Annotated in this window: 9 protein-coding genes; 4 read left to right on the top strand and 5 right to left on the bottom strand. The window is 35.9% G+C overall.

Annotation, left to right across the window (positions count from 1 at the left end):
- The first annotated feature begins 350 nt into the window (after positions 1 to 350).
- The 3 genes from ABH959_RS16780 to ABH959_RS16770 all read left to right on the top strand — a co-directional run bounded on the left by ABH959_RS16780 (position 351) and on the right by ABH959_RS16770 (position 4,370).
- On the top strand, positions 351 to 1,688 hold the full coding sequence (locus ABH959_RS16780) for an erythromycin esterase family protein (RefSeq protein ID WP_113935889.1): 1,338 nt from the start codon (positions 351 to 353) through the stop codon (positions 1,686 to 1,688).
- 201 nt (positions 1,689 to 1,889) lie between these two features.
- Positions 1,890 to 2,468, top strand: a complete 579-nt coding sequence (locus tag ABH959_RS16775) for a sensor domain-containing protein (protein ID WP_098780070.1) — start codon at positions 1,890 to 1,892, stop codon at positions 2,466 to 2,468.
- Between the two features lie 114 nt (positions 2,469 to 2,582).
- A complete protein-coding gene (locus ABH959_RS16770; RefSeq protein ID WP_113935890.1) occupies positions 2,583 to 4,370 on the top strand; it encodes a helix-turn-helix transcriptional regulator in 1,788 nt (595 codons plus the stop codon).
- A gap of 259 nt (positions 4,371 to 4,629) precedes the next feature.
- On the opposite strand, the gene ABH959_RS16765 is transcribed toward ABH959_RS16770, so the two are convergent.
- The 4 genes from ABH959_RS16765 to ABH959_RS16750 form a co-directional block, all read right to left on the bottom strand.
- The gene (locus ABH959_RS16765) at positions 4,630 to 7,020 is read right to left on the bottom strand and encodes a penicillin acylase family protein (RefSeq protein ID WP_404492934.1); all 2,391 of its coding nucleotides are present in this window, start codon (positions 7,018 to 7,020) and stop codon (positions 4,630 to 4,632) included.
- 101 nt (positions 7,021 to 7,121) lie between these two features.
- Positions 7,122 to 10,550: a DUF4132 domain-containing protein gene (locus ABH959_RS16760; RefSeq protein WP_113935892.1), complete on the bottom strand. Its 3,429-nt coding sequence runs from the start codon at positions 10,548 to 10,550 to the stop codon at positions 7,122 to 7,124.
- Between the two features lie 111 nt (positions 10,551 to 10,661).
- Complete coding sequence (locus ABH959_RS16755) at positions 10,662 to 11,429, bottom strand: DnaD domain-containing protein (RefSeq protein ID WP_113935893.1); 768 nt, start codon at positions 11,427 to 11,429, stop codon at positions 10,662 to 10,664.
- Positions 11,430 to 11,871: 442 nt separating this feature from the next.
- Positions 11,872 to 12,453, bottom strand: a complete 582-nt coding sequence (locus ABH959_RS16750; protein WP_002137227.1) for a TetR/AcrR family transcriptional regulator — start codon at positions 12,451 to 12,453, stop codon at positions 11,872 to 11,874.
- A gap of 221 nt (positions 12,454 to 12,674) precedes the next feature.
- Here ABH959_RS16750 and ABH959_RS16745 point away from each other — a divergent pair, with 221 nt between their 5' ends.
- A complete protein-coding gene (locus ABH959_RS16745; RefSeq protein WP_113935894.1) occupies positions 12,675 to 13,922 on the top strand; it encodes an MFS transporter in 1,248 nt (415 codons plus the stop codon).
- A gap of 171 nt (positions 13,923 to 14,093) precedes the next feature.
- Here ABH959_RS16745 and ABH959_RS16740 read toward each other — a convergent pair whose 3' ends face one another.
- On the bottom strand, positions 14,094 to 14,552 hold the full coding sequence (locus tag ABH959_RS16740; protein WP_113935895.1) for a hypothetical protein: 459 nt from the start codon (positions 14,550 to 14,552) through the stop codon (positions 14,094 to 14,096).
- Positions 14,553 to 14,592: the final 40 nt, after the last annotated feature.

The raw sequence follows: 14,592 nt of genomic DNA, 5'->3' as shown, positions 1-14,592 counted from the left end.
CCTTCCCTTTTCATTCACTTGTTTATCGAATTTACTTCTTGTCATTTCTACAGACACAACTTAGAATAAAAATATTTTTGTATACAGATTCATTCATCTTTAAAATCCCTCCCAAATTCATAATCTAGTTTTACTTGCGACTCATCCATGCAATTATTATTTATAAGTTGTCATAACCGATAGTACAAAAGTGTAATGATTAGCATATGACCTGTGTCAATTAACCTTATGACAATATGTAACTAGAAAATATGATATGGGATAGATAACAATTGAATTAAGGCAATTGATTCGTGCAAGTACATGAATCAATCTTGCTTTTAAAAATAATTCAATTGAGGTGGAAAAAAATGAATAAGAAAAGAATAATTGCAATGGTTAGTACAGCTTTATTAGTCACAGGATGTGTAGAAGTAGGAAAGGCTCAAACAGTAGCAGTCGAAAATTCAGGCCAATCAATCCAAAAAAATATAGTTAAATCAATACAATCACAGGCTTACCAATTAAAAACGATAGAGCCGTCAAAATCATTTGAGGATTTAAAACCACTTAAGAAGATGATTGGGAGTGCACAATATGTAGGATTAGGAGAGAATACTCATGGAAGCTCTGAAATTTTCACTATGAAGTTTCGACTTGTGAAATATTTGGTTACTGAGATGGGTTTTACAAATTTCACAATGGAAGAAGATTGGGGAAACGGCTTAAAGCTAAATGAATATATCCAAACAGGAAAAGGAAACCCTAGGGAATTTTTAAACTTGTTATATCCTACTGATGAAATCATAGCCATGATTGAGTGGATGAAAGATTATAATGCTGATCCATCCAATAAAAAAAAGATCCAATTTATCGGGCTCGACTTAAAGGAATTGGACCAAGGTTGCTTTAATAAAGTAATTGATTATGTAAGGCTGCATCGACCAGATTTGCTGGCAGAAGTAGAAGAAAATTATAAAGAATTGTCGGCTTTTAATGGAAGTACACAGGAATATATGAACCTTGCTCCTGAAATAAAAGAAAAGTTCAAAGCAAACGCTGAGAAAGTAGCTCGATTACTAAAAGATGAGAATAATCAAGCCAACACAGAAATAGTTTTACCCGAGTACATCTGGGCGAAAGCAACGGCAAGTGCAATAGAAAAATTTACCACAATGCTAATTCCTAGCGACTATCCAAGTATGTTAAAGCTACATGAGCAATACTTGGCAGATCATGCAATGTGGGCACAAGAGACATTGGGTGGTAAAACGATGGTATGGGGACACAATATTCATATAGCTAAAGGAATTATCGATGAGAAATTATACCCTTATGTTGCGGGGCAGTTTTTGAAGGAACGTTTAGACAATAATTATGTCACAATTGGTAGTACAACTACGGAGGGGAATTTCACCTTATACAGCGAATATGACCCTTCCACTGGAGGTAAGATTACAACACGTGATATTCCACAAAATGTAAATAGTTTTAATTATACCCTTGGAAAAGTACCATATAACATGTTTTTATTGGATAACCGTCACCTTAAAGGACAAGCAGAGAAATGGGTTAAAGCAAAAAGACCATTACTAAGTATAGGGGGACAAATCTTCCCAAACGAATCGGCATACTTTGATAAATCATTGCTTGAGCAATTTGATATTATTTTTCACATTCGAAAAACAAGTCCATCTCATATTAAATAAAAGTACAAAACAATCCCTTCTTGCATCTGCAAGAAGGGATTGTTTTGTGGAGATTAATAAAAGCAACTTTTTTAACCAGAAGTAGGTTACTCTCCTCTTTTTAACATCATTTAAAACTGTCATATGACACTTTTACACTAGTGAGAATGACAAAAAAAGCAGTATAATCCGGTTATTACATAGATAGGAGCGATGAACTTTATGAAATCAAGATTCATCCAGAATGGTTATTTTTTATTGCTAACTTTCGTTACAGGCTTGTTTTATTTTTGTTTTTACCTAATAGCTCTGCTATTCAGCTTCACCCTTTCATTTACGGTAATTGGGATTCCACTAGTTATACGTGTACTACAGACTACTACACCTTTTATCCAATTCGAGCGTATACAGACGAAAATTTATACAGATATTTCAACAGACTCTTATGATAGAAGTATAACAATAGATACATCGAACTGGACTCAGGTGAAATTAGTGCTTACAGATCGTCGTACTTGGTCTGCTGTCTTTTGGTTAATGCAGAAATTAGTGATTGGCATTTTCAGTCTCATTAGTGCAATCATTTTTTATGTAATGCCACTTATGTTGCTGTTGGCACCACTACTGTATCAATACATCGAAATGAATATTATATTCATACAGATAGATACTTTTGCCAAGTCCCTCTTTGTAATGTTTATGGGTATAGTATTTACCGCCATAAGTATTAGAATAGTAGATGGTTTGACAAAGAAACTTGGGGGCTATACACGTAGCATGATTCGGCAACTAAATCGATAGAAGTTTGCAATCTGTGAGTAGTATCGCAGTTTTAAATTTAAAAGTATAATAGGCATGAAGGATTAAATTATAATATATGAAGTAAAAAGGTAGGCTACTTAGGGGGTAAATGACTTGTTAGATATGGTTAAGTATTGGTTTTGGTACGATTGGATTATGTTAGGAGTCCGTATACTTGTTAGTGTCTCTATCGTCCTAATCACATTAGATTTTCAGGATGGTTTAACATTGCCACTTTGGATTATTATTTTTTGGGAGGTTGTTGCCTTCTCTATTCCATGGGTAGCCTTACTGTTCAATTACAAATATTACTTGTTCACAGAAATACTGCTATATGGTGGACTGTGTATATATTTAACCTCTTTATTTCCGGAAGCTAACAAGACATTTCTTATATCGGTTTTTCTGATTGCTGCGAATAGTAAGCATTTGTCCTATTATTGGACAGCTCCAACAACAGTTTTTATAACAACTGGAATTTTCCATGCGGTTGCACCAAGTAATAGCTATTGGATTTTGGTTACCTACTATGGACTTGCTTATGTAATGGGCTTCGCTTTCCATTTATTAATCGTCAATCATAAGCAAAACGAAGCGATTCGTAAACAAAATGCAGTACTTGAGCAATATATGTCTCAGATTGAACGCATTACACTGGCAGAAGAACGGAACAGGCTGTCGAGCGAGCTTCATGATACAGTTGGTCACGCTTATACTTCTATTATTATGGGGATGGAAACGTTGCGTACCGAACTTGCTACTGAGATGGGTATACAGAGGCTAGATTCTCTGCTTGAAATGGGACGTAAAAGTATTGAGGACGTGAGAGGTTACCTACATCAAATGGATTCTCCGTGTCAATCCCCTTCCTTGATTCAATCTCTACAAAATCTTGGAGCCGAATTTCAGGAGCACGCTCAGGTGAATGTAAGTTTTAGGACATTCGGAGAGGAATATCAACTATCTCGGCAAGCGAAGATCGCATTCATTCGTTGCTTACAAGAGTCCCTTACGAATGCAGTACGTCATGGCCAGGGGACTGAAATTATAGTTTCATTGCAGTTTGAACAACAATATACGAGGTTAGAAGTTCAAGATAATGGAAAAGGAAATATAGAATGGCAAGAAGGCTTCGGTATGAATGCGATGAAAGAACGGGCAATGAATTTGCAAGGTCAATTGTCTGTATATACAAAGCCAGAGGAAGGAATGCTTGTTACATGTACCATACCGCGACAAACTGAAATAAAAGATGGACTTATTCGTTTGTTAATTGTAGACGATCAGCCATTTGTTCGGGAAAGTTTGAGGACACTACTCGATAGATATGAAGATTTAAATGTAGTCGGTTTGGCTGAGGATGGCAATCAAGCCATCGATTTGTGCGGGCGCCTTCAACCCCATGTTATACTTATGGATTTAGATATGCAGCACATGGATGGTGTCGAAGCAACCAAAAAGATTAAGCAACAATGGCCACATATCCGTGTATTGATTTTTACAACTTTTCAAGATACCGAACAGGCGTTGGAATCACTTCGCAACGGTGCGGATGGTTTTCTACTTAAATCTATTGAAACGTTGGAGCTAGCTAATACGATCCGACTTATTCACAAAGGTGGGACACTGATTGATCAGGGAATGTCTCACAAAATATTTGAGAAGTTTGATGAGCAAATCGAGACACCACAATCAAAAGCAAATGCTTATGAGCTAACAGCTAGAGAGATAGAAATATTGCAGTTAGTAGCAAAAGGACTTCGATACACTACCATAGCATCAAGGTTATATTTATCGAATGGTACGGTCAGAAACTATGCTTCCACAGCTTATACAAAGTTAGGAGTTCGTAACAAAGAAGAAGCTGTTCAAAAGGCTCTAGAAATTGGAATTATTGAATAATAAAATGTTATGCGGTGTATAAAAATGAGCAACAAAGAAAAAGAACGCTTTGTGTGGTTTCTTTTGTAACAGAGTAAATAAGCCCCGTTATCGTATAAGTAAATGTTAAAACACTTACTGTTTTGTCATAATAAAATCATTGAATCTTATTCTCTAAAATACAAAAGCCTACTATCAATTTAACTGATAGTAGGCTTTTAAAATGATTTAAGAACTGGGTTATGTTCTAATTTAACAGTTTTCATCAGTGGAAATATTATCACTTCGGCTGTAAAGTTAACACTTTCCCTTCTATTCCCTCCATATTCAGTGTAGTCGTATGATACGTTCCGTTTACCCAATCATCTATTTGATCATGATACCAATCGCTTCTAAAGTTTCCTGATTGTCCTGGCCCTACGATATGATAACCGTTTGACATATCTTTCGTATCAATAACGAATCGCCAAGAAGCTCCGTGATTGACAATACCGTTATCTCCGTAACTTGCTGCTTGAACGGTAACTTGGCTTCCGCCAATTGGAACTGGTTTCTCACGATTAAATGCAAGTAATGCTAACATACTAGATGATCTCGAAATCGGATGTGTAAAAGCAAGTTGATGGTAATCGCCCCACTTCCATTCTCCAACATTCGGTCCATACTCCTTCTGCAAGTTCTTCATTACATTTACGTACGATGTATGTACAACTTCTGTGAAGCCTCCGTACTTCGTAAACCAAGCGCTATTTTCTCCTGCTACTTGTTTACGAATCAATTCATCAACTACTTGTGACTTCCCTTCAAATAACTCCATCACATCTTTCGGTATTTCTTTTGAAAATAGCGTATTCGAAATCTCTTTCATTAACAAATGGAATATTAATGGTGCCGCTTCATCTTTACTATCGTAAAAATTCCACTTTGTTAATTGTTTTACGCCTTCTTTCTCTACTTCATTTAAAGATGCTTTATTTAACTCTTTTAACAATATAGGACTAAACTCTTTCCCATATAAATTTTTTTGATCCATCTGTAAATCTTCTAAATCTTTCACCGTATACTTTTCCTTCTCTTGTAAAAACTCTTGAATACGCATTTGCCTATACGGCTGCGCCCACGTATTACTAATATGGTATGGATAATCGTCATCAACAATTTTATTATTTGCAGTTGAAATAAACCCTTGTTTTGGATTTATTACTTTCGGTAGCTGATCAAACGGAATATACCCTTCCCATTCATATTCATCTGTCCATCCTGGCACTGGCAAACTACCATCACCTTTTTTACGTACTGGTATATTTCCATTCGCTTTGTAAGCAATGGTTCCGTCATTTGATGCAAACACAAAGTTTTGAGTTGGTGTATGAAAATCTTGAAGAGCAGTTTCAAACTCATTCCAGTCTTTCGCTTTATTCATATTTAATACAGCCTTTAATTCAGCTGATGGCTCTAAAGCAGTCCATTTCAAAGCGAATACTGTTTTCGTTTTCTCTTTCCCTTTATCTGCAAACTCTGAAATTACTGGACCATGCCTCGTAACCGTCACGTTATACGGAATTGTTTTCCCGCCTTTTACTTTAATAGATTCATCAACAACCGTAGCTTTTTCCCACTTATCGTTATACAAAAATTCATTTTCATTATTAGGATTTCGCTTCTCAATATATAAATCTTGCACATCAGGACCAGTATTCGTAACGCCCCATGCTATTTTGTCATTGTGACCTAATATAACACCTGGTACTCCTGCGAAAATAACGCCACTCACATTTAAATCTTTCATTTCAAGTTGCGATTGATACCAAATAGAAGGCGTCGCAAGAGATAAATGAGGATCATCTGCTAAAATTGGCTTACCAGACGCACTCTTCTCACCGCTTATGCCCCAGTTATTACTACCGTTAAACTCAGGCGGAATGATCGTTTTTGCAAAACTTTGTGCTACGTCCACATTTGTATTTTTCAGTTCAGCTAGCAATCTAGGTGCATCTTTCGGATATGTAGGAAATAGTTCATTTGCTTGCTCTTCCGGAAGATTTTTCAACGCCCAATATCGAAATGCTTGTCCGTGCCAATGTCCTCCTAAATCAAACGCCATATACTTTCCAATCGTTAAAGAATCCACGATTGACCATTCAGCAGGTTCATAACCTAATAGAGTAAACTCCACTGGCAATTTCTTTTCGGCCTTCGCTTCACGTATAAAAGTATTCACCCCATCCGCGAATGACTGCAGGGCATATTTCGCTTCCCCGTCATATTGACTAACAGATGCTTCTGCCGCTCGCCGTAAACCGAGCGTTCGAAACAATTTATCTCGATCAACAGCTGCTTCCCCAACAACTTCACTTAACATTCCAGAAGCTTGCCTTCTACTTAAATCCATTTGAAACAAACGATCTTGCGCTTGTACATACCCTTGCGAGAAATATAAATCATGCGCATTTTCCGCTTTAATATGTGGTACACCTTTACTATCTCGTTTCACCGCAACAGCATGTTGTAAATCCTCAAGTTTTATCGTTCCATCTATCTTTGGCATAGAACTCAACGTATATATGTTCAAAAAAATCATAGCGCAAATAAACAAAAAAAGAACAATACTACTAGACCAAATAAAAATTCTTTTTCCCCTATTTCGTTTCTTTTTTATGACGACTTCCATACAATCCCTCCTCTCTCAATCTATTCGCTTCTATTGTGAAAGAACCTTTTAGAAAAATTGAAAAACCCCCTTCATTTTCCTATCAATGAAGGGGGTTTTTCTTATCGTCCGCTACGCCAGCTTTCATTATGACCAAGATTTGACTCGGTCGTTAATTGCACATCATATAATACTTCACTAAAGAAGCGCTTATCTACTTGTTTTGGTACAATGCGTCTCTCATCATCAATTTCGTCATATTCATATGAACCACGGTTCACTGTACCGGCTTTATAAAATTGAATCTCAAATACACATACATCTTCTTCACCTTCATATCCAATCGGCGCTCCGCTAAATGAAAGCTCTGCCCCTAATCCAGTGCGAGTATCTTCTTTATAAAACGTATAATAAACACCGCCATCTTGAACAGATCCGCGAGTCCATCCAAGTTTCGTCATCTTACCGAATAATGAGCGACCATTTAGTAAAATACCGCCAAATCTCTCAGCAGCAACCTCATCATTTTCCTCTACTACAAACACTGGACGTTCAATTTGTAGGAATGGCTGGACAATTCCCGAATTGGTCAGTTGCTCTTTCCACAACTCCTTTTCCGCCCCGGATAATTCTAACGGATGAATTAAACCGATAACAGTTCCAGATGAAAATTCATGATTCTCTCCTATCATTGAATAAAACATATCATCCTCCGCACATCGGAACGTTTTTAGCAACTTTCCTTCCGTATATTCACCCCAAATAAGTGAAATGGCAAATTGCTTCATAATTGGATTTTCCATAAATACCGGCTTCCACGTATCGTATGACCAATAGCGCTTTAGTGATAGCGCGGCTTCCAAACGTTGTTTCTGCATGGAAAGAGTACTTCGAAGATCCTTCTTTAAAGAGGTTAACTCTTTCTTAGCTTCTTCAGCTTTTTCTACATCATCTTTTGCATTCGGCTTTGGAAGTGACTTCATACGTTTTCCTTCTTCTGTCGCTAATTCAATTTTTGACTCTGAAGTTAAAATAGCAGTAAAACATCTATTTCCAAAATCAATCTTCTTTTCACCACGTATATTGAAACCAAGGTTTGGTACCAATTGATCTTCCAGCTCTTCTTCCGTTATACCACGTGTTTTCGCAGCAAGACTTAGTGCTTCTTTTGCCGCATTACGCACTAACTTATGCTTATATTTAAATGCCATCGCATGAATAGACTCAAGTGCAAGCTTAGATGAGGACAACCCCAGAGCGCGAACAGCATCCGCTGCAATCTTTCCTCTCATATGAAGCACCCATTCATCAATTTGCTTTTTAAGTATGCCTACCATTTTGTCATCACTAAACATTCCATATAATGAAAGGATTCCCCGTTTCTTCACATCTGCATCTTGAGAAATCCATATTTGATATATTACTTGTACATACTCTTTCAAGTCTTGTTCATTTAAAGTACTACCAATTACTTCAGCTGCCTCTTTCTTCTCAATAACAGAATCTGAAATATACTGCTGTATATAAGCTAACGGAACTGTTGCGTCTGCTATTTCCTTTGAATCGCGAAGACGGATCGTTGGTTCAAACCCAATCCACTGTACAAGTGCATTTCTTTTTTGTTCCGTTACTATACGACTACAAAGTTCTTCGATATTTCTTGAATCTCCTCCTACTTTTCCTATTTCAAGTAATGGAGCAAACTTCTCAATAAAAGGGGCATTCTTCTTTTCTTGTAAAGCTTCCTGTACAAGTTGCATATATTTTTCAATCTTATAATCTATAAGTATTTCCATCACATGTTCACGGACAATTTTCTTTTTATTATTAAGTTCAACTGCTACATCTTCTGCCGCTTCTACATCTTTTGAAAGAAGTTTAACTACAGACTCACGCATTTTTTTAGATGAAGCGCCTAAGCTTTTGATTAAAATTGGACGCATTTTAACCATGTTATCCCTTGCTAACTCTTCTAAAATATATGCTTTTGCCACAGCAGAATACTCATCAAATCGTTCAATTATGTATGCTTGCTCTTTTACAATGACATGAACGAGCGCTTCCTTCGCCTTATTTCTCTCTTCACTGTAGCATGCAGCTTGTTCAACTGCATAAGCGATAAGCTTTTCCTTACTTAACCCATACGAAAGAAGATCTTCTAATACTTGTTTCGGTTCTATCCCTCTGACAGAACATTCGTAAAGAAGTTCATATAAATTCACACTATAATCATCTCCGAATTGTAGTGTAAGTACAGCTTCCCTCTTCGCTACATCATCTACATCCCAAAGAAGTACAACCTCTAACACCGGCATACCCCAATACATACTTCTATATTTCGGATTTTTAAGTATTTGCTTCATATCCTCAAGTGACACTTTCCCTATTAAATAATCACGATATGTATCCCGCACTGTAGACAATTTAATTTGCAAAGCAGCCACAAAAAATTCTTCTCGCATTTTCCCTCTATTTAGCTCATGTCCTTTTTCAGCTAACATTCGTGCGATGATGAGATAATTAATTTTACTTAAATAATGCAAAGTACGTTGAACAAATCCAGGATTTTCTTCCACCATGAAGCATAGTAATTCATATTCATACGTCTTACAGAAATCTTCACTATTCAAATCATGTTGCCTCAGCCGGTGTGCAAAGAATCTTTCCTCAGAAACCCAAAACTGTTTACAAAACATTTGAATCTCTTCATATGTTTTCTTATTTACACTACCTGTTCTTTTGTAGTTTTGAGGCTGGCCGAGAGTGTGACACATATAACGTGTTGCATAGTTTATAAAACTCCACACATTTTTCTTCGCTAATATCTCAACATATCGCCTCGCAACATTTGAATACTTATGAACACTAAATAATAATCGCCAAATATGTTCTGATAAATTCCCACCTATAAATACTTCACTATCATCTTTACCTTTCATATATTGTTTAACCGCTTCAACCTTTTCCTTTTCTCCTGGTAGTCTCAATATAAATTCTGCATGCTCTTCTAATCTCTCATTCAATAAAGAACTATATGTACGAAACTTTTCATAATCTACATCGAATATTACAAGAAGTAATGTTAATTGTTGCTGAGTTGGTAAAGCGTGTAATTGTTCATCTATATAGTTCGGGTTCTCTTTTGTTAATTCTCTAAGAAAAACATCTGCTTCATTCACATAACTTGAAATACTGGATAAATATTTACATGCAATTGCTACAAGTTTGTCTAAAGGAAGTGCACTTTTTTCTAAATAAACCTTCATTTCAGGAAAACTTACATGTGCAAAACGTACTACAAGAACATTTAATAATTGTCCCTCGAGTATATGGTAAAATAACCGAAAGAAATCCGGATCTTGTTTATATACTTTTCTAAAATCATTTATAAATTGCTCGGCAAAATCGCCTCTTTTTTGATCTCTAATTGTCGTTAGTTGAATATTATTTAAAATCTCTTCTTCTCTCGTTTCTAAATAACGTGATGATAATTGTTCCTGTTCTTCTGTCATATGAATATATTGAAACAACTGAGATGTATTAGTAGTCAAACTTTGTTCCCCCGCATCTTTTTATCTATTATAAAAATCCCCTTATTTAATTGTAGTATAGCATACAACCCACCGCATACGAACGTATATTCTGCATTAAATTTATGTAAATTAAAAAACACTACTCAAAACACTTCTCCTTCTCTCTAAACTTCCCATTACACACTTTTCTCCACTATATTCGCTACACCAATTCCTCAAGATACCCTTTACATAAGCAAGTGTCCCCTTATTATGTTCAAACGCAATTTTAAGTGCCTCTAGTACTTTATCTCCTGAAACTCTTTGCATCCATTCCTTTAATTCCTTCGCGATATATGGAGATAGACTACTAATGTTTTGTTCGTAAAATTTATAAACTTCACTATGCGAAGTGGCATCCTCTACTCTTTCTACCTCTTCCTTCTCTTCCTTCTCTTGAATAATTGCTTGTTGTGAATTACTACTAACCTCTTCCTCTGGCATACCAAAATACTGAAGTAATAACGGAATCTTGCATTCTTCTTCAAGACATTTACGTAAAAACTTATGTAGGAACTCTTTACTTTTCACCATTTTCAGCTCACGTAATACACATTTCTCTATGTTCGTATTAAAAATAGGATTATAGTGTAACCAATTTATAATGAATAACTCTTTCGTTTCCGCATCATATAAAATCTTCCCGTATTTCACAAACCGGTTCAATAACTTCTCAACAGTCTCCATACTGTAACCAGTTTCAAGCTCTGCCAAACGCTTCGGTAATATGTAAATACCACATTGCTTCGTTTTCGTACCAGTTAACAAATATATGTAAAAATAACGCTCTTCTGGCGTTAAATCTAATATGAATTCATCTTGCCAAAAGTTCACCTGCACATTACGGTACACCGCCATATGTTTCCCACCTCCTTTTATTCATAAAAAGGAAAATTTCAATCCTTCAATATACATATAGGAATGAGGGGTTTATTTTTGCATTTGAATTCCAAATTTTTTTAACTACTACTACGCCGGTTTTATTTTTTCGCGCTTGTTTTGTTCTTGTAGTTGTTTTTGTTTTGTTTTTTCTTAGTGATTTATTACTTGGTAGGTGCTTATAATGGGCTTCGAAGGGGCTTATATAGTGTTTTCATTCCTCTCTTATCCGATGCCTAATTACAAATGTCTCAACAATCTTCATATATTGCAGACAACCATTATGATTCACCTGCTCATATTTACACGAAAATAAAAAGCACTTGTTGCCTTCGTAGACAATTCAGTGCTTAAAGTTAAAAGTTTATAAATAAAAGTGTCTATAATCGACATAGTTGATTGAAATACGATTCTGTTACATTTATTTTAGTAACGATAATATGATACATACCGAATTATCTACAACTGAACGTTCTGGGCGAGATTTCATTAACACTGTTAATCCAATTAATGAAGTGACTAGCGTTTGTGCCAATGCTTTAGCATTCACATCACTTTGCAGTTCTCCAGACTGAATGCCTTTGGCGATTAATTCTTGAAATATAACTGAAAGATACATTTGATGTTCTCTAGTCAGCACTTCAAATTTTTCATTATGAGGGGCAATCTCAACCATTGTGTTAATACAAAAACAGCCTTTATTTGATTCTTTTTTATATTCCTCTTCCACCATATTTTCAAAAAATATACGAATGGCCTCTTTTACAGATTGTTCTTTTTGAAGTTTTGTTCGAATGCTAGCTGCGTGTAAATTCGTGTATCTCCGTAATGCAGCTTCAAATAGCCCTTCTTTATCACCAAATGCCGCATATAAACTCGGTCTTTGTATTTCCATTTTAGCAGTTAGATCACTTAATGAAGTAGCAGCGTATCCTTTCTCCCAAAAAAGTTGCATAGCAGCATCCAAAGCTTTTTCTTTATCAAATTCACGTAGTCGGGCCATTTAATCCCTCCTCTTTTTTCACCTGTTTTCTAAATTATAAATCACGTTTTTATGTACTAATCAGTATATTATATATCGTATTAAATTATAAATGATATGTCAAAAGAAACTGAATTTAATTTACAATTCACTTGACATAGCAACTTATCCCTGATTATATTTAACTTACGAAATAACATATCGTTCGGTACATTATTTTAAAAACAAAAGGAGATGATATTATGGATGCTAAAGAAAAAATGACAACTGCTCTTACACAGAATAATGATCAGTTCCAATCACCTATCAATACAATCATGCCCCGCTATATAACTCTATTATTTTCAATAGCTTGCGGGATGGCTGTGGCGAATATATACTTCGCTCATCCTCTACTTGATTCTTTATCAAATGCGTTTAAGATCAACCATTCAACTATTGGTGTCGTTATTACGATTACTCAAGTTTGTTATGCACTCGGATTACTTTTATTAGTTCCACTTGGTGATTTGTTAAACCAAAAAAGACTTATCATTGTTCAAATGCTTTTATCCGTTTTCGCTTTAATTGTGGTCGGAGTCGCTCCTTCCAGTACCGTACTTTTTATAGGTATGGCCTTAGTCGGAATTCTTGCGACTGTTACGCAGACACTCGTCGCATACGCATCCATTTTAGCTAACCCAAAAGACCGTGGGCGAATAGTAGGTTTCGTCACGAGTGGTGTCGTAATAGGAATTCTACTTGCACGTACATTTGCCGGAACATTAACAGATCTAGCGGGATGGCGTTCCGTTTATCTTACCTCTGCTGTACTTATGCTCTTCGTAATTGGTTTGTTATATCGTAATTTACCTAGTCTTGAACATAAAAAAACAGCTATGACCTATCGTAAATTATTACGTTCTGTTCTCTTATTATTTGTAGAAGAAAGGATCTTACGTATTCGCGGAATATTAGCATTGCTCATTTTCACTTCATTCAGTATTTTATGGACTTCATTAGTTTTACCTCTAAGTGCTGCACCATATAATCTATCACATACAGCTATCGGAGCATTTGGTCTTGCTGGAGTTGCTGGTGCATTAGCTGCTACTAAAGCGGGACAACTTGCTGATCGCGGATTCGGAGAGAGAACTACTGGCATAGCCTTATCCTTATTATTACTTTCATGGCTCCTAATTAAATTAATGAACCATTCTCTATTCCTACTAGTTATCGGTGTTATCCTTTTAGATTTAGCTGTGCAAGCTGTACATGTCACCAATCAAAGCATGCTTTTCACAGTGCGTCCAGAAGCGAGAAGTCGCCTCACTGCCAGTTACATGATTTTTTATTCTATCGGCAGTGCTACAGGCGCCATTCTTTCCACAAACATTTATGCAAGCTACGGATGGAACGGAGTTTGTATATTAGGTGCATCCGTTAGTACTTGTGCTCTTTTATTCTGGACAATGACCTTACGGCGATCATCACAACTAAAAGAAGAATAATTCATTTGTATATTTTTTAATACGTATTTTTCTACAAGATTATAGAATACCATTTACTTTTTAAAATAAATCAACGGCATTTTCATATTAAAAATGCCGTTGATTCCAAACTTTTATGTATGCGATTCGCCATGTCATGATAATAGATCATATACTAGTGAAATACCTCTATTACAAATTACCTTTAACTTGTCCAACAATCTCGTTTATCGTATTTCGATCTAGCTTGTCACTAATTTCGTATGGCTCACGATCTCCTACTAATTGTACGCCTACGATGTCTTTGCGGTCCTTACCATATTGCACTTCAATAATAGATCCGCGCTCTATTTGTTTCCAAATGTGGCTTGCTTCATCTTTATTATCTAAAATAATACAGTCCTCAATAGTTTCATCGATTCCAATTAACTTGTTATCATCCATATATCCAACCTCGTATTGTAGACGTTCTTTCGCTTTTCCGCTTACTAATATACCTTTGCTACCGTATGAGTAATCCGTATAATCCTTTTTCTCCGCTTGTACCGCTTTCGGCTCTTGTGCTTCAGTTTTTTCAGCAGTTCCACAACCCGTAATAAGACATATTGGCATAACCGCCGTTAATACTACTCTAGTAAACTTCTTTATCATTTATAACTAACCTCACGTGATTAAGTTTTAGTTTCATTTA

The organism is Bacillus sp. RC51 (assembly GCF_044908115.1).
Classification (GTDB): Bacteria; Bacillota; Bacilli; order Bacillales; family Bacillaceae_G; genus Bacillus_A; species Bacillus_A mycoides.
Note: the sequence above shows the minus strand (reverse complement) of the source record. Positions and strands in the feature narration are given on the sequence as shown.